This is a genomic window from Streptomyces sp. ID05-26A (genome assembly GCF_033794685.1).
GTDB lineage: Bacteria > Actinomycetota > Actinomycetes > Mycobacteriales > Pseudonocardiaceae > Lentzea.
Window position 1 is genome coordinate 173,735 of record NZ_JARAYZ010000010.1, and the last position, 15,232, is coordinate 188,966.

The window sequence follows — 15,232 nt, forward strand, 5'->3', positions numbered from 1 at the left end:
TATGTGAGTCTTAAGAACTCGGGTTCACGGGCCGCATCGCGAGCCTCGCGAGCAGGTCACGGCCCTGCTCGGCCGACTTCGGGTGGCAGAGCACGTCGTACCTGTTGGCCACCAACTGGGACGCCGACTGGAAGTCCCGCTTGCCGCGCGCCGACCCGTACCCGACCGCCGCGAACACCAGGCCGAAGAACACACCGGTGATCAGACCGGTCAGCACGGGCCCGACGGTCACACCAGGCTCAGGGCTGAACAGGGTGAGCAGCAGACCGACGAACAGACCGAACCACGCGCCGCTCGCCGCGCCGGTCATGAGCACCCGGCTCCAGGTGAGCTTGCCGGTGATGCGTTCGACGAGCATCAGGTCGACGCCGACGATCATGACGTCCTGCACCGTGAAGTCCTCGACGGCCAGGTGGTCGACCGCGCGCTGCGCTTCCTCGTACGTGGCGTAGGAACCGATCGGCCACCCCGTCGGCGGGGTGGGCAGGCGGGGAGGGACGCCGGGCCGGTTCGGGTTGGCGAACGGACTCGTCACGGGGACCACCTCTGTCGGACGTGCTGATCGTTCCATCCTGCCAGTGCCCACTGCGGTGTGCCGATACGCCTGCGGGTGTTTTGCCGGTTTCAGCGTTCGGGCAGCCCGAAGACCCGCCGTGACAACGTCCGGTCAGCCCGGGAACGCGATTTCGAACCGGTGCACAAAAGCACGGTGCGAACGCGCGTGGACGTCCGTGCTGTCCGCCACCCGTTCACACTCCTTCTTCAACGCCTCGCGAGCCGCACCGGTGTTGCCGCCGAGCACGTGGACGATCGCGAGCTTGCGCGCCCGCTCGTAGTCGAGCAACGACTCCGGCTTCGCGACGAGCTCGCGTGCCAGCGCGTCCCACTTCGCGTACTTGTCGATGTACGGCTTGCCGTGCTTGAGGAATGCGGCCACCAGCGACGAGGCGCCGGCCGCGTGGTCGCCGCCGGGGGTGAAGGTCCACTTCCAGACGGGCTTGTCGGGCATCAGGTGGCCGAGCGGCATCGACACCACCGGTGTGGTCGGGATGCCGACGCCGAGTGCGGCGCAGACCTGGTCGTACTGGCGGAAGCAGACGCCGACCAGCGGGGTCAGGTCGAGCGAGCCCGCGATGGCGAATCCGAGCCAGCCGGAGACGCCGGCACCGCGTTCCTGGAGCCAGACGTGGCCGCGGCGGACGAAGCCCGTAGGGCGCAGGGCGGTGTCCACGGCGACGAGCACGTCGGTTTTCGGTGAAGGCCTCACGGACCACAGGGTCCCAAACGAAACTCCATCCCGCTGGTCAACGGGGCCGTGCCGTCACCTGGTCCGCGGGCGGGAGTCTCGTCGGCGGCTCGTCGGTGACCCAGGTGTGCTCGATCGCGGACAGCCGCCCGTCCGTGATCCACAGCAGGATTTCGCCTGCCCCCGAACGCACCTGCGCGTCGATCGGCAGGACGCCGTCGGCGATGTCGGCGGCAGGCCCGCCGGTCTCGAGATCGAGGCTGGCCGAGCCCTCGTACCAGGGTTTCAGGACGCGGACGTGGTCGAGCTGGGCACGCAGGGCGGCAGGAGCGCCCGCCGCGAGGATCCGTTCCAGCAGAGCGCGTTCGGACGGAGCGAGCGGGCGCGGGCGGCCGTCGAACGGCAGCAGGCGCACCAGTTCGGCGGCCAGCACTCGAAGCGACGCCCACTGCGGTGAGGAGGCGAGCGCGTCGACGTGCCAGACGGGACCGGGGCCGCTCATGGCGTCGAGCAGGTCGTCGATGCGTTCGACCAGCTCGACAGCCTCGGCGTCGAGGGTCAGCAGGTGCGGCCGGACGTCGTCGAACTCGAGCGCGAGCTCGTCGGCCGACGGTGCGGTGCCGATGGCCTCCAGGTAGCCGCGCTGCGCCTCGGCGGGCAGCGCGAGGCGGCGCACCGGGTCCACGATCGGCCTGGGCCGGTCCCCGAGTTGCACGGCTCCCCCTCAGTGCAGCACGGGGCCGAGGAACTCGGCCAGCTTCCGCACCACGTCCGGTGGCACCTCGTCGAGGTGCTCGGTGAGCTGCAAAAGTATGCGACCGCCACCGAGGTGTTCAACGGAGAAACAGGGCGCCGTCGCGCACACCTCTTGCACGCCACCCAATGCAGCGACCTGGCGCGGGCCGAGCAACGTCGCCCAGTGCGGCCCGCGGGCCATTTCCGCTGCCATGAAAAGGGATTCGTCGAGTCCCACGCCGACGGCGACCTCGTGCGCGGTCCGCACCCCGACGCGGTCGAGCGTGATCCAGCCGCCCGAGGCCTGCACGAGAGCGGCTCCCGACCGGAAGACCGACAGCCATTCCTGTTGCACCGCATGGGAGATCCACCCGGCGAACAGCGAGCGCGACGCCGTGACCACGACCTGGTGCGGGAACGCGGGGTCGTCCTTCAGCAGGATCTCCGCGGACCAGCCGTGGTCGACCAGCGGCAGGCCCTGGCCGTCGAGCTGGACCAGTTGCACGCGCAGGAACGACGGCAGGTCGTCCAGGGCGGCCGACCACGACGGAAGGGTGAACTCACCCGAAGAGAGCAGCAGCCGGGCATATCCCGGCGGACCCCAGGGCGTTGTGTCGGAGGGGTGGTAGTCGCGCGCCACCGACACGAGCTCCTCGACCGAGGCCGGGCAGAGGGGCGCGAGCAGCTCGGTGAACAGCGCGCCGAACCACTTGGCCAGCGCGGGACGGTCGACGCCGGAGAACGTGTCCAGCTCCATGCGGACGACGTGTGGCGGCGACACAGGTCTCGGAAGTGTCAGATCTGTGCTCAAAGTGAGCGAACCTTATGGCTCGCGGACAGAAACCGTTAGGGGCCAGTCCCGTGAAAGATTGGCCCCTAACGGGCGAACCGCCAGATCGTCTACCCGCGTGACTGGTAGTCGCGGAGCAGGCCGCGGCTGATGATCGTCTTCTGGATCTCGGACGTGCCCTCGCCGATGAGCAGGAACGGGGCCTCGCGCATCAGGCGCTCGATCTCGTATTCCTTGGAATAGCCGTAACCGCCGTGAATGCGGAACGACTCCTGCGTCACCTCGGCGCAGTACTCGGAGGCGATGAGCTTCGCCATGCCGGCCTCGACGTCGTTGCGCTGCCCCGAGTCCTTCAGCCGCGCCGCGTTGACCATCATCAGGTGCGCGGCCTCGACCTTGGTGGCCATCTCGGCGAGCTTGAACGCGATGGCCTGGTGCTCGGCGATGGCCTTGCCGAACGTCTTTCGCTGCTGCGAGTACTCGATCGCGAGCTCGAAGGCGCGGATCGCGATGCCGCACGCGCGGGCGGCCACGTTCACTCGGCCCACCTCGACGCCGTCCATCATGTGGCGGAAGCCCTGGCCGGTGACGCCGCCCAGCACCTGGTCCGCGGCGATCTCGAAGCCGTCGAACACCATCTCGGTGGTGTCGACGCCCTTGTAGCCCATCTTGTCGATCTTGCCGGGGATCGTGAGGCCCGGCAGGACCTCGCCGTAGCCCTCGGGCTTCTCGACCAGGAACGCCGTGAGGTTCTGGTGCGGCTTCTCGGCGCCCTCGTCGGTCTTCACCAGCACGGCGGTGAGGTTGGACGTGCCGCCGTTGGTCAGCCACATCTTCTGGCCGTTGATGGTGTAGCCGTCGGCGCTCTTGACCGCGCGGGTGCGGATCGCGGCCACGTCGGAGCCGAGTTCGGGCTCGGACATGGAGAACGACCCGCGCACCTCGCCCGCGGCCATGCGCGGCAGGTACTTCTGCTTCTGCTCGGGCGTCCCGTGCTGCTTGAGCATGTGCGCCACGATGAAGTGCGTGTTGATGACACCGGAGACGCTCATCCAGCCGCGCGCGATCTGCTCGACCACCAGCGCGTAGGTCAGCAGGGACTCGCCCAGGCCGCCGTACTCCTCGGGGATCGTGAGACCGAAGAGGCCCATCTCCTTCATGCCCTCGACGATGTCGGCGGGGTACGTGTCGCCGTGCTCCAGCGTCTGGGCGTGCGGAATGATCTCCTTCTCCACGAACGTGCGAACCGTCGCGAGGATTTCTTCCTGGATGTCCGTGAGACCCGCGGTCTGGGCGAGGCGCGCCATCGCACTTCCCTTCCAAGGCTTTGGTTACCGGCGAGTATGGACCGGTTAACGCCCGTTTGCGACCGGGGTGTGCTCTCCGCAACAACGCGGGCGCCCGCTGTACCGAAACAGCACCGCTGACTGGTGGATTCGCGCACCCGCACGCGACGAACTCCGCGCCAGGACCTTAAGATTCCCCGCTCACACATCTAGGGGGACCGCGATGACTTACGACCCGTACAACCCGAAGCAGCCAGGCGATCCGTACGGCCAGCAGCCGCCTTACGGCCAGCCCGGCCCGTACGGCCAGCAGCCCATGTACGGCTACGGCTACCCGCCGCCCCCGCCCAAGTCGCAGACGAACGCGATCCTGGCTCTCGTGCTGTCGATCGTGGGTCCCGCGACCTGCGGCCTGACGGCGATCGTCGGCGTGGTCTTCGGTCACATCGCCCTGGGGAAGATCAAGCGGGGCGAGGAGGACGGGCACGGCCTGGCCCTGGCCGGCCTGATCATCGGTTATCTCATCATCGCCGGCGGCCTGGCCTACCTGGCGTTCATCGTCTTCGCGGTGATGGCGGGCATCAACGAGGGCTACTGACGGGAGCCTCAGCCCGCGAGGGCGATCTCCAGCGCGCCACCGCAGTGGCGGCAGACGTCGGCGAACACGTGGACGTCGGCATCGCATCCCGGGCAGCTGCGGAAGCTGCGCTCGAGCAGGTCGTCCTCGCGGCGTTTGAAGAGCCGCAAGCGTCTGCTCGTCTTTCCGTTACTCGAACGTGACATGCCCAAGAGCATGCCCCCACCCCGGGGCTTGATCGCAAACTTCGGTGACGGATTGTGCGTTACTTCACCCGTTTCGAACGCAACCTGTGACGGTCGAACACGTCCAGTGACATTCGTGGTGAAGTAGCGCACAATCCGTAACGAAATCAGTCCTCCGGCGGCGTCCACACGTTCGCGCGAGCCATGCCCGCGGCACGGCCCTTGCCGGAGATCACCAGCGCCATCTTGCGCGACGCCTCGTCGATCATCTCGTCGCCGAGCATCACCGCGCCGCGCCTGCCGCCCGCCTCGGACGTGTAGAACTCGTACGCGTCGAGGATGTTCTCGGCGTGGTCGTAGTCGTCCTGCTTCGGGCTGAAGACCTCGTTGGCCGCGTCGATCTGGCCGGGGTGCAGCACCCACTTGCCGTCGAAGCCCAGCGCCGCCGAACGCCCGGCGACGCGCTTGTAGCCGTCGACGTCGCGGATCTGCAGGTAGGGGCCGTCGATGGCCTGCTTGTCGTGGGCCCGCGCGGCCATCAGGATCCGCATCAGGATGTAGTGGTAGGCGTCGCCGACGTCGTAACCGGGCGGCTGCTCGCCGACCACCAGCGACTTCATGTTGATCGACGCCATGAAGTCCGCCGGGCCGAAGATGATCGTCTCGACGCGCGGGGACGCGGTGGCGATCGCGTTGACGTTGTTCAGGCCCAGGGCGTTCTCGATCTGCGCCTCGATGCCGATCTTGCCGACCTCGTAGCCCATCGTCTTCTCGATCTGGGTGATCAGGAAGTCGAGCGCGACGACCTGCTCGGGCGTCTGGACCTTCGGCAGCATGATGCAGTCGAGGTTCGCGCCGGCACCTTCGACGACCTCGGTGACGTCGCGGTAGGTCCACTCCGTCGTCCAGTCGTTGACGCGCACGACGCGGGCCTTGTCACCCCAGCCGCCCTCGTTGAGCGAGGCGACGATGGTCTTGCGGGCGTCGGGCTTGGCCAGCGGCGCGCAGGCGTCTTCCAGGTCCAGGAACACCTGGTCCGCCGGCAGCGTGCGCGCCTTGTCGATCATCTTCTGGCTCGAGCCGGGGACCGCCAGACACGAGCGACGGGGACGCTGCTGGTCGACCACTGGAGTACCTCCTTGTACCGGCCGGTAACTATGTGCGTCACAGTGGCACGCATCAACTCCGGCCGCATATTCGCTGAGTCCGGTCTCACAGACCCTGGCAGTCTTGACCGGTGGAGATCACGCGAATCCTCGACTCGGCGCTGCGCAAGGCCGCGGCCGTCTGGATCACCTCACCCGGCCACGAGCCCCGTCTCGTGCACGCCCACTGGCGGGCCGACTCCCTGTGGGTCGTCTCCGGCGGCACCGAACCGGAGGCGCCCCTGAGCGACGGCGCACAGGTCACCGTCACCGTCCGCTCCCCCAGCACGCACTCGCACCTCGTCGACGCACAGGCCGTCGCGCACCTGACCGAGCCCGACGACGAGACGGCGCAGGCCCTGCGGACCGCCCGGCTCAACACGAAACCGCGGTGGGACGCCGTGTACCGCCTGGAGTTCACGCCATGATCACCGTGCCGGAGGGCTTCGGCGAGGGGCTGGGCGACGGCGCGGACGAGTGGGTCGCGAAGCTGCCCAAGCTCGCCACCAAGGCGTGCGCGCGCTGGCGGCTCACCCCGGACGGCGCGCTGATGAACGGGTTCTGCGCGGTCGTCCTGCCGGTCCGCCAGGCCGACGGGCACCCCGCCGCGCTCAAGCTGACCTGGGTCGACACCGAGACCGAGCACGAACCGATCGCGTTGAAGCTCTACGACGGCAACGGCACCGTGCGGCTGCTCGACCACGACGGTGAGCTCGGCGCGTTGCTGCTGGAACGCCTCGACCAGCACTCGCTCGACGACGAACCGGTCGACCTCGCGATCGGCGTCATCGGCGACCTGATGCGCCGCCACCGCGGACTCCAGGCGCCGGACGACTTCCGGCGGTTCTCCAGCGACCTCGAAGACCACCCGGCGGTGCCGCGCAGGCTGCTCGACGCGGCCCGCGAGGCCGGCACCAGGCCGATGGGCACGACCCTCGTCAACGAGGACCTGCACTACGAGAACGTGCTGCGCGGCCACCGCGAACCGTGGCTGATGATCGACCCGAAACCGCTGTCCGGCGATCCCGAGTTCGGCGTGCTTCCGTTGCTGTGGAACAGGTTCGACGAGATGGACGGGAGAAAAGGGCTCGCCGACCGCTTCCACGCCGTGTGCGACGCGGGCGAACTGGACGAAGAGGCCGCACGGGACTGGACGCTGCACCGCGCGGTGACGAACTGGATCTGGTGTCTCGGTGAAGACGACGAGGAACAGGCCGTGATCTGCGCCGAGATCGCCGGGTGGGCGGTCGGCGGGTGATCTAGCCTGGAGCTGTGGTGGCTGTGAACCGGGTCTACATCGCTCAGCTGGCCGGACTTCCCGTGTTCGGCCCCGACGGCGAACCCGTCGGCAAGGCCCGGGACGTCGTGATCAGCCTTCGCATCGACCGGCAACCGCCGCGCGTGCTCGGCATGGTCGTCGAGCTCGTGACGCGCCGGCGGATCTTCGTGCCGATGCTGCGGCTCACCTCGGTCGAGCCGAACGCCGTGACGCTCGCGACCGGGTCGGTGAACCTGCGGCCGTTCCACCAGCGCGTCAACGAGGTGCTGGTGATCGGCGAGCTGCTCGACGCCAGGATCCAGCTCGAGGACGGCGCCACCGCGGTCGTCGTGGACGCGGCGATGGAGCTGACCCGCACCCGCGACTGGCGCATGGTCCGCGTCGCCGGGCGGGAGCGCACCGGCCGGTTCAGCCTCAAGGGCCCGGTGCAGGTGTGGCGGTGGGAGGACGTCGGCGGCCTGAGCGTGAACGAGCTCGCCGGCCAGCCGCAGGGCGCGCACCAGCTCGTCGCGGTCTTCGAAGGCATGCGCGCGGCCGACGTCGCGAACGCCCTGCACGAGCTGCCGCCCAAGCGCCGCTTCGAGGTCGCGGACGCTCTCGACGACGAACGGCTCGCCGACGTCATCGAGGAACTGTCCGAAGAGGACCAGAAGGGCATCCTGTCGCACCTGGACGAGGAGCGCGCCGCGGACGTCCTGGAGGCGATGAACCCGGACGACGCGGCGGACCTCCTGAGCGAGCTGGCCGAGGGCATCAAGGACCGGTTGCTGGAGCTGATGGAACCCGAGGAGTCCGCACCGGTCCGCCGGCTGCTGGAGTACTCGTTCGACACCGCCGGTGGTCTGATGACACCGGAACCGATCATCCTCACGCCGGACGCGACGATCGCGGAAGCGCTGGCACGAGTGCGGAATCCCGACCTCACACCCGCGCTGGCGTCGATGGTCTTCGTGTGCCGCTCCCCCTCGGCGACCCCGACCGGCCGCTACCTCGGCTGCGTGCACATCCAGCGACTGCTGCGCGAACCGCCGTTCGACCTCGTCGCCGGAGTGCTCGACACGGACATGGCCCGCCTGTCGCCGAACGCCTCGCTGAGCGACGTGACGCGCTACTTCGCCACCTACAACCTGGTGTGCGCCCCGGTGCTCGACGAGACCGAGCACCTGCTCGGCGCCGTCACCGTGGACGACGTGCTGGACCACCTGCTGCCGGACAACTGGCGCGAGACGGGACTGAGCCATGCCTGAAGTACTGCCCCGGCGCAGACTCGACCAGCCGCGCGAACCGAGGGGCTTCCGGTTCTCCATCGACCCCGACACGTTCGGGCAGCTCTCCGAACGGCTCGCGCGCTTCCTCGGCACCGGCAAGTTCCTGTTCTGGCAGACGCTGCTCGTCGTCGCCTGGATCACGGTGAACCTCGTCGCGGTGTCGCTGCGGTGGGACCCGTACCCGTTCATCCTGCTGAACCTGGCGTTCTCGACGCAGGCCGCCTACGCCGCGCCGTTGATCCTGCTCGCGCAGAACCGGCAGGACGACCGGGACCGGGTGTCGCTGGAGGAGGACCGCAAGCGGGCGGCGCAGACGAAGGCGGACACCGAGTACCTGGCGCGGGAGCTGGCGGCGGTCCGGCTGGCTCTGGGCGAGGTGGCGACGCGCGACTTCATCCGGAGTGAGCTGGAGAAGCTGGTGAAGGAGCAGAACAACCTGAAGAAGGTCCGGCCGTGAGCCGCCTCACGTCCTGATCCGTCCACTCGCGACCAGGTCCGCCAGGACCTCGTGGATCGCGGGAGCGGTCTCGGCGTGCTCGCGGTACTCGTCACGCGTCACGTAGGTCAGTTCGGCGATCTCGCCCGTGGGCCGCGGTGTGCCCAGCAGTCGTGCCGTGAAGCAGGTCATGTCGACCATCGCGCCCTCGCCCTCGCCGTACGCGAGAGAGATGTAGCGCTTTAGTTGTGAGGGTTCGTCCAGTTCGACGCCGAGCTCTTCCCGGACCTCGCGGCGGACAGCGTCCTCGAGGGACTCCCCCGGCTCGATCTTGCCGCCCGGGAGGTAGAAGGCCTTCTTGTTGCGTGAGCGCACAACGAGGAGGCGGCCAGCCTCGACGTGCACGAGTCCCACCACCGTGATCATGCGATCAGGGGAACACGTCGTCCGCGGCGAGCCGGTCGCACGTGCGGCCGAACGCCTCGAGCTCACCGGGGCCGAAGCTCTCCCCGAAGTGCTCGGCGACGCCGGCGAGGTGGGTGGTGGAGGCACTGCGGAGACGTTCGGCGCCCAGCGGTGTGAGCACGGCCACGATGCCGCGTCCGTCACCGTCGGCGCGTTCACGCCCGACGAGCCCAGCACGTTCCAAACGGTCCACCAGGCGGGTCACGCCAGAACGGGACAGCAGAACGGCATCGGCCAGTTCAGTCATGCGCATGCGCATGGAAGGCGTCTCGGCCAGTTGAACCAGCACGTCGTACGCCGCGAGCGATAGGCGCTGCTCAGCAATCAGTTCGGCCTCGAGGACCCTCGTGATCCGTGCATGCGCGCGGAGGAACGATCGCCACACCCCGAGCTCGACACGGGTGGGCAACCGGGAACTACCCGATTCCGGCACGGGCGTCGATGTTACGGACAGCGTGCTCCCGGCTACGACCTGGGCCTGTACGGAGAAGTGACCGGCCGGTAGGACGGGCACGAACCGGACGTAGCATGGATCGGTGACCACCACGCAGCCCCTCCCCACGGTCGACGACGTCCGCAAGGCGCTCGCCGGTGTGCAGGACCCCGAGATCCGCCGCCCGATCACCGAGATCGGCATGGTCAAGGACGTCGAGGTCGGCGCGGACGGCGCCGTGGTCGTGGGCATCTTCCTGACGGTCGCCGGTTGCCCGATGCGGGACAAGATCACGAAGGACGTCACCGCGGCCGTCGAGGCCCTGGACGGCGTCTCGTCCGTGCGGGTCGACCTCGACGTCATGAGCGACGCCCAGCGCACCGAGCTCCGCAAGACGCTGCGCGGCGGCGCCGAGGAGCCGGTCATCCCGTTCGCCCAGCCGGGCTCGCTGACGCGCGTGTACTGCGTCGCGTCCGGCAAGGGCGGCGTCGGCAAGTCGTCGGTCACCGTGAACCTCGCCGTGTCGATGGCGGCCCGCGGGCTCTCCGTCGGCATCGTCGACGCGGACATCTACGGCCACTCGATCCCGCGCATGCTGGGCGCCGACGGCAAGCCCACCCAGGTCGAGAAGATGATCATGCCGCCGTCCGCGCACGGCGTGAAGGTCATCTCGATCGGCATGTTCACGCCGGGCAACACCCCGGTCGTGTGGCGCGGCCCGATGCTGCACCGCGCGTTGCAGCAGTTCCTCGCGGACGTGTTCTGGGGCGACCTGGACGTGCTGCTGATCGACCTGCCGCCCGGCACCGGCGACATCGCGATCTCCGTCGCGCAGCTCGTGCCGAACGCCGAGATCCTCGTGGTGACGACGCCGCAGCAGGCCGCCGCCGAGGTGGCCGAGCGCGCCGGGTCGATCGCGCTGCAGACCCGTCAGCGGGTCGCGGGCGTCATCGAGAACATGTCGTGGCTGGAGATGCCCGACGGCTCGCGCATGGAGGTCTTCGGCACCGGTGGCGGCGAGGCCGTCGCGGAGTCGCTGACCAAGGCCATCGGCTCCGACGTGCCGCTGCTCGGGCAGGTGCCGCTGGACCCGCGCCTGCGGGAGAACGGCGACTCGGGCACGCCGATCGTGCAGGCGGTGCCGGACTCGGCCGCCGCCCAGGTGCTGACCGGGATCGCCACGAAGCTCTCGGTTCGTTCGCGCGGCCTGGCAGGGCGTCTGCTCAACGTCTCGCCCGCCGGTCGCTAAGCACTCACGTAACGCACGAGGGGCCCCTTCCGCGCGGAAGGGGCCCCTCGTGCGTTCAGGACTCAGGTGGCGTCCGGGTCGTACGGCGGACGCTCACCCGGTGCGAGCGGACGCTGTTCGGCCGCGGGCGGGGTCGAGGGAGTCGGGTAGCCGTTCGACTTGGTCGTCGGCTCCGAGTCGTCGAAGAGGTGCTTGGTCACCGCGCGCTTGGGGTCGAAGTTGCGCAGCTCCCGCAGGTCCTCGAGGGGCTTGCGGAGCGACTCGAACTCCGGCCCCATCTCCTGCTTGAGCTGCTCCCGCGCTCCGGTCGCGTACTCGCGGACCTGGCGCACGGTCTTCCCCAGCCACGCTGCCGCCGTCGGCATGCGTTCGGGTCCCAGGATGAAGAGACCCGCGACGACGATGATGAGGATCTCTACCCATCCGATGCTGTCGAACACAGGTCTCAGCCTACTTCTCAGTCGCTCTTCAATGTCACGTCGAGTTTGAGCTCGCGGCCCTGGCGCGCCAGCGTCACCTGCACCGTTTGGCCGATTTCGTGTTCCCTGACCGCGACGACCAGTTCGGCCGCGTTGCGGACCATGCGGTTGCCGACCCTGGTGATGACGTCGCCCTCCTGGATGCCCGCGGCGGCCGCGGCACCTCCGGCGGGGACGTTCTGCACCTGGGCGCCTTCGGAGGTCTCGGCGGACACGGACTTCACGTTGACGTTCATGTCCGCGTGCTTGACCTGGCCGCTGCGGATCAGCTCCTGGCTGATCTTGCGGGCCTGGTTGCCGGAGATCGCGAAGCCGAGGCCGACCGAACCACCTGTCTCGGTGCGGATCGACGAGTTGATGCCGATCAGGGCGCCGCGCGAGTCGACCAGCGCGCCGCCGGAGTTGCCCGGGTTGATGGCGGCGTCGGTCTGGATCGCGTCGTAGGTGACCTGGGGGCCGCCGTTCTCGCCCGCCGCCGTGACCGGGCGGTGCAGCGCGGAGACGATGCCCTCGGTGACGGTGTTGGAGAGCTGCAACGGGGAGCCGATGGCGATCACGCTGTCGCCGACCTGGAGCTCGTCGGAGTTGCCGAACTGCAGGACCGTCGGGTTCGTGACCTCGACCTTGATGACGGCGAGGTCGGTCTTCGGGTCGCGGCCGACGACGCGGGCCTGGGCACGCGTGCCGTCGGTGAAGACGGCGCTGAGCTTGGCCGAGGAGTCCTGCGCGGCCGGGGCGACGACGTGGTCGTTGGTCAGGATGTAGCCGCCGGCCTCGATGACGACGCCAGAGCCGACGCCCGCGACGTTCGCGCCCTTGAACTCGATGGAGACGACGCTGGGCGTCACGCGCTTGGCGATGTCCGAGATCGAGCCGGCCGGGCGTTCCTTGCCCTCGGCCACCTCGGCCAGCGTGACGGTCGAGTCGGTCAGCGGGTTGCCGGCCCTGCCGATCAGCCAGCCGACCAGGCCACCGACGGCGCCCAGGACCAGCGCGACCGTGAGCAGCAACGCGAGGGCCGTGGGCTTCACCCGACGGCCGAAGATCAGTTCGGGAACGCTCAGCTGCGGACCGGGCTCGGGCTTGCCCTCGGGCTCACCGGGAGCGTCCTCACCGACGGCGGGCGGACCGATGACGGCACCGGACGCCGGGTCGCGCCACGGGTCGCCGGCGGGCTTGTCGCCCCAGAACACCGGGTCGATGTCCGGATCCGGGTCCGACACGGGCACCGGCGGCCGCTGCAACAGCTCCGGAGAACCCTGGCGGCCGAACGCCGTCACGAGGGACTCGGGGGGCGGAGGCGCGGACTGGAGCTGGGACATGGGCACGTCACGCGAGGCGAACGCGCCGGGAACACCGTCCGGGCGGCCGAAAGCGGTGGCGAACGCGGGGTCGACCGGCGGCTGCACCAGGGGCCGTGGCCGGAGCCTGCGATGCGCTCCGTCGTCCACTCCGGAAACGGGTGTGGACGTCTGGCCGTTGGGCGACTGCTGGCTCATCTCTCCCCGAGTTTTCCGCTAGGAGTGCTGAGCTACAGCGTGCCTCAACAACGGTGAAATGACTGTCAGGGGGTGGTCGCGAAGACCGCGCCGGCGTTCTGCGGCACCGGAACCTGCACGGGCGGCTCGCCGTCGGACGTGGTGAACGCGAGCGCGCTCAGCAACATGCCGCTCACGACGACACCGGCACCCTGGCGGGCACGCCGGCCGCTGAACCAGCCGTTGCTGCCCAGCGGTCTCGAGGACCCCAGCACGGGCCCGGCGCCGAACGCGGGCTTGTCCGTGCGCTGGACGGCCACGAACTGACCGTCCTCGGTGATCGCGAGCCCGTCCGGAGCGGAGGGCAGTTCGACCTCTTGAGGAATCGCGCCGAGCCTGTCGAGCAACGACGCCGACGCCGTGGGCGCCGAAGCAGTGCGCACGGCTGAGCGCGCCTGCTGCTGCGTGTAGGTCTCGAATGCGCAGAAGCCACAGCGCTGAACGTGCGCGGACACCCGCTCGTGGGCGGTCGAGGACAGTTCTCCGTCCACGAACGCGACCACGGCATCCGGCAAGAGATGCTGCTCAGGCAGGCCCCAACCTCGGAGGTCGGTCATGCAGAGTCCTCCAGCAACGATTCTTGACGACGACGTTCGAGCGCGACCCGCAGAGCCTGACGGCCCCGGTGGATCCTGCTCCTCACGGTACCCATCTTCACCCCGAGCGTGGCGCCGATCTCCTCGTAGGAGAGTCCTTCCACGTCACAGAGCACGACGGCGGCACGGAACTCCGGCGGGAGCTCGTCCAGCGCGGCCTGCAGATCGGGATCAAGGTGGTTCTCGTCGTAGATCTCCTCGGGGGACAGGTCGTCACCCTCGAGGCGGTCGTTGTCCTCGGGCAGCGCCTCCATGCGGACACGGCTGCGACGGCGAGCCATGTCGAGGAAGAGGTTGGTGGTGATGCGGTGCAGCCACCCCTCGAAGGTGCCCGGCTTGTACGAAGCCAGCGACCGGAACACGCGGATGAACGTCTCCTGCGTGAGGTCCTCGGCATCGTGCTGGTTGCCGGTCAGGCGGTACGCGAGCCGGTAGACCCTGTCCGCGTGCTCACGGACGATTGCGTCCCACGAGGGCGGCGTCCAGTCGGCCGTCTCGATGGGCGCGACGGCCTCCAGTGAACTCGACTGCGTGCGCATCAGGTGTTTCGGCACCTCCATGTGGGCCGCCCGGCGACCCTTATGCGGCTCAACGGGCGACGGGTCCGGCTTGTTCCCGACTAGAGCCTGGCTTCTTGCTTCTGTACCTTCTCCCGCGCGCTTTAAACGATCGTGAGAGTGGGCTGAGAGCACCCTGAGAATTTCGGTTCGGGCCACGTTCACCCGTTTTGGGCACTGGACGCACTAACCTGCTACCCCGTGACCACGGAATCGGCCCTGCGGGAGTACGTCGAGCAGTACCTCCCCGAGGACGACGTGCACCTGGCAGCAAGAGCACGCGGCCAGGAACTGGGCTGCGTGCCCATCGGCGCGGGCGGAGGCGCCGCCCTGCGGTTCCTCGCAACCGCACTCCAGGCCCGCGCGGTGGTGGAAATCGGCACCGGCGCAGGCACCAGCGGCCTCTACCTCCTGGCGGGCATGCCGAAGTCCGGCATCCTGACCTCGATAGACGTGGCCTCAGAACACCAACGGGCAGCCCGCGAGGCCTACACGGCAGCAGGCATCTCCCCGTCCCGAACCCGCCTGATCATGGGCAAGGCCCTGGACGTCTTGCCACGCCTGACCGACGCGGCGTACGACCTCGTCTTCGTGGACGCCTACAAGCCCGAGTACCCGCAGTACCTGGAACACGGCGTGCGCATGCTGCGCCCAGGCGGGGTCATCGCGTTCGACAACGTCCTGTGGCACGGCGCAGTCGTGGATCCCAGCAAGCGGGACGACTCAACGCAGGCAATGCGGGACATCGCACGCCTGGTGAAGGAGGACGACCGCTTGGTGCCGGTGATCCTCCCCCTGGGAGACGGCCTGCTGGTAGCGGCGCGCAGGCCCTGACCGCGCACAAGCCAAGGCGAGCAGCCTGATCGCAAGCGATGCCGCAGGCGAGCCGTCCGTCTTTGTCTTTCGCAAGCGGTCCAGGCGGTGGGGTCCCATCACGAGTCGCGCCATAGCTCTTGCTGCATGCCTGG

At 68.9% G+C, this 15,232-nt stretch carries 20 protein-coding genes; 7 read left to right on the plus strand and 13 right to left on the minus strand.

Features of this window, described 5'->3' with window-relative positions:
• Window positions 1–10 precede the first annotated feature (10 nt).
• The 5 genes from PV646_RS44590 to PV646_RS44610 form a co-directional block, all read right to left on the minus strand.
• The gene (locus PV646_RS44590; RefSeq protein WP_500349225.1) at window positions 11–535 is read right to left on the minus strand and encodes a YflT domain-containing protein; all 525 of its coding nucleotides are present in this window, start codon (window positions 533–535) and stop codon (window positions 11–13) included.
• Between the two features lie 132 nt (window positions 536–667).
• A complete protein-coding gene (locus PV646_RS44595; protein ID WP_500349226.1) occupies window positions 668–1,267 on the minus strand; it encodes a hypothetical protein in 600 nt (199 codons plus the stop codon).
• Window positions 1,268–1,304: 37 nt separating this feature from the next.
• On the minus strand, window positions 1,305–1,961 hold the full coding sequence (locus PV646_RS44600; RefSeq protein ID WP_500349227.1) for a hypothetical protein: 657 nt from the start codon (window positions 1,959–1,961) through the stop codon (window positions 1,305–1,307).
• Window positions 1,962–1,970: 9 nt separating this feature from the next.
• Window positions 1,971–2,738, minus strand: coding sequence for a hypothetical protein (locus PV646_RS44605; RefSeq protein WP_500349228.1), 768 nt, complete (start codon window positions 2,736–2,738; stop codon window positions 1,971–1,973).
• A gap of 143 nt (window positions 2,739–2,881) precedes the next feature.
• A complete protein-coding gene (locus PV646_RS44610; RefSeq protein WP_500349229.1) occupies window positions 2,882–4,078 on the minus strand; it encodes an acyl-CoA dehydrogenase family protein in 1,197 nt (398 codons plus the stop codon).
• Between the two features lie 202 nt (window positions 4,079–4,280).
• On the opposite strand from PV646_RS44610, the gene PV646_RS44615 reads away from it, so the two are divergent.
• Window positions 4,281–4,655, plus strand: coding sequence for a DUF4190 domain-containing protein (locus PV646_RS44615; RefSeq protein WP_500349230.1), 375 nt, complete (start codon window positions 4,281–4,283; stop codon window positions 4,653–4,655).
• 8 nt (window positions 4,656–4,663) lie between these two features.
• Here the strand turns inward: PV646_RS44615 and PV646_RS44620 are convergent, their stop codons facing one another.
• Together PV646_RS44620 and PV646_RS44625 are read right to left on the minus strand one after the other, a co-directional pair.
• Window positions 4,664–4,804, minus strand: coding sequence for a hypothetical protein (locus PV646_RS44620; protein WP_500349231.1), 141 nt, complete (start codon window positions 4,802–4,804; stop codon window positions 4,664–4,666).
• Window positions 4,805–4,986: 182 nt separating this feature from the next.
• Entirely contained in the window at window positions 4,987–5,946 is a 960-nt protein-coding gene (locus PV646_RS44625; RefSeq protein WP_360037658.1) for an HpcH/HpaI aldolase/citrate lyase family protein, read from the minus strand.
• A 110-nt stretch (window positions 5,947–6,056) separates the two neighbouring features.
• Here PV646_RS44625 and PV646_RS44630 point away from each other — a divergent pair, with 110 nt between their 5' ends.
• Genes PV646_RS44630 through PV646_RS44645 form a run of 4 tightly spaced genes read left to right on the plus strand, consistent with a single transcriptional unit; the run spans window position 6,057 to window position 8,968 of the window.
• Window positions 6,057–6,392 (plus strand): hypothetical protein, encoded by a 336-nt coding sequence (locus tag PV646_RS44630; protein ID WP_500349232.1) that lies wholly within the window; start codon window positions 6,057–6,059, stop codon window positions 6,390–6,392.
• Window positions 6,389–7,222: an aminoglycoside phosphotransferase family protein gene (locus PV646_RS44635; protein WP_500349233.1), complete on the plus strand. Its 834-nt coding sequence runs from the start codon at window positions 6,389–6,391 to the stop codon at window positions 7,220–7,222. The genes PV646_RS44630 and PV646_RS44635 overlap by 4 nt, the downstream gene beginning before the upstream one ends.
• A gap of 14 nt (window positions 7,223–7,236) precedes the next feature.
• A complete protein-coding gene (locus PV646_RS44640; RefSeq protein WP_500349234.1) occupies window positions 7,237–8,490 on the plus strand; it encodes a magnesium transporter MgtE N-terminal domain-containing protein in 1,254 nt (417 codons plus the stop codon).
• Window positions 8,483–8,968, plus strand: a complete 486-nt coding sequence (locus tag PV646_RS44645) for a DUF1003 domain-containing protein (protein WP_500349235.1) — start codon at window positions 8,483–8,485, stop codon at window positions 8,966–8,968. Before PV646_RS44640 ends, PV646_RS44645 begins: the two co-directional genes overlap by 8 nt.
• 6 nt (window positions 8,969–8,974) lie before the next feature.
• On the opposite strand, the gene PV646_RS44650 is transcribed toward PV646_RS44645, so the two are convergent.
• Together PV646_RS44650 and PV646_RS44655 are read right to left on the minus strand one after the other, a co-directional pair.
• Window positions 8,975–9,373, minus strand: coding sequence for an NUDIX hydrolase (locus PV646_RS44650; RefSeq protein ID WP_500349236.1), 399 nt, complete (start codon window positions 9,371–9,373; stop codon window positions 8,975–8,977).
• Between the two features lie 4 nt (window positions 9,374–9,377).
• Window positions 9,378–9,959, minus strand: coding sequence for a MarR family winged helix-turn-helix transcriptional regulator (locus PV646_RS44655; protein ID WP_500349237.1), 582 nt, complete (start codon window positions 9,957–9,959; stop codon window positions 9,378–9,380).
• On the opposite strand from PV646_RS44655, the gene PV646_RS44660 reads away from it, so the two are divergent.
• Entirely contained in the window at window positions 9,949–11,094 is a 1,146-nt protein-coding gene (locus tag PV646_RS44660) for an Mrp/NBP35 family ATP-binding protein (protein WP_500349238.1), read from the plus strand. The two genes, PV646_RS44655 and PV646_RS44660, sit on opposite strands and share 11 nt — an antisense overlap.
• A 62-nt stretch (window positions 11,095–11,156) precedes the next feature.
• On the opposite strand, the gene tatB is transcribed toward PV646_RS44660, so the two are convergent.
• From tatB to sigE, 4 genes are all read right to left on the minus strand, one after another.
• Window positions 11,157–11,534: a Sec-independent protein translocase protein TatB gene (gene tatB / locus PV646_RS44665; RefSeq protein ID WP_500349239.1), complete on the minus strand. Its 378-nt coding sequence runs from the start codon at window positions 11,532–11,534 to the stop codon at window positions 11,157–11,159.
• Between the two features lie 17 nt (window positions 11,535–11,551).
• Window positions 11,552–13,072 carry a S1C family serine protease gene (locus tag PV646_RS44670; protein ID WP_500349240.1) on the minus strand — a complete coding sequence of 507 codons (1,521 nt, stop codon included), beginning with the start codon at window positions 13,070–13,072 and terminating at the stop codon, window positions 11,552–11,554.
• 65 nt (window positions 13,073–13,137) lie between these two features.
• On the minus strand, window positions 13,138–13,668 hold the full coding sequence (locus PV646_RS44675; protein ID WP_500349241.1) for an anti-sigma factor: 531 nt from the start codon (window positions 13,666–13,668) through the stop codon (window positions 13,138–13,140).
• Window positions 13,665–14,246, minus strand: a complete 582-nt coding sequence (gene sigE, locus PV646_RS44680) for an RNA polymerase sigma factor SigE (protein WP_500349242.1) — start codon at window positions 14,244–14,246, stop codon at window positions 13,665–13,667. The genes PV646_RS44675 and sigE overlap by 4 nt, the downstream gene beginning before the upstream one ends.
• 219 nt (window positions 14,247–14,465) lie before the next feature.
• Here sigE and PV646_RS44685 point away from each other — a divergent pair, with 219 nt between their 5' ends.
• Entirely contained in the window at window positions 14,466–15,098 is a 633-nt protein-coding gene (locus PV646_RS44685) for an O-methyltransferase (protein WP_500349243.1), read from the plus strand.
• Window positions 15,099–15,232: the final 134 nt, after the last annotated feature.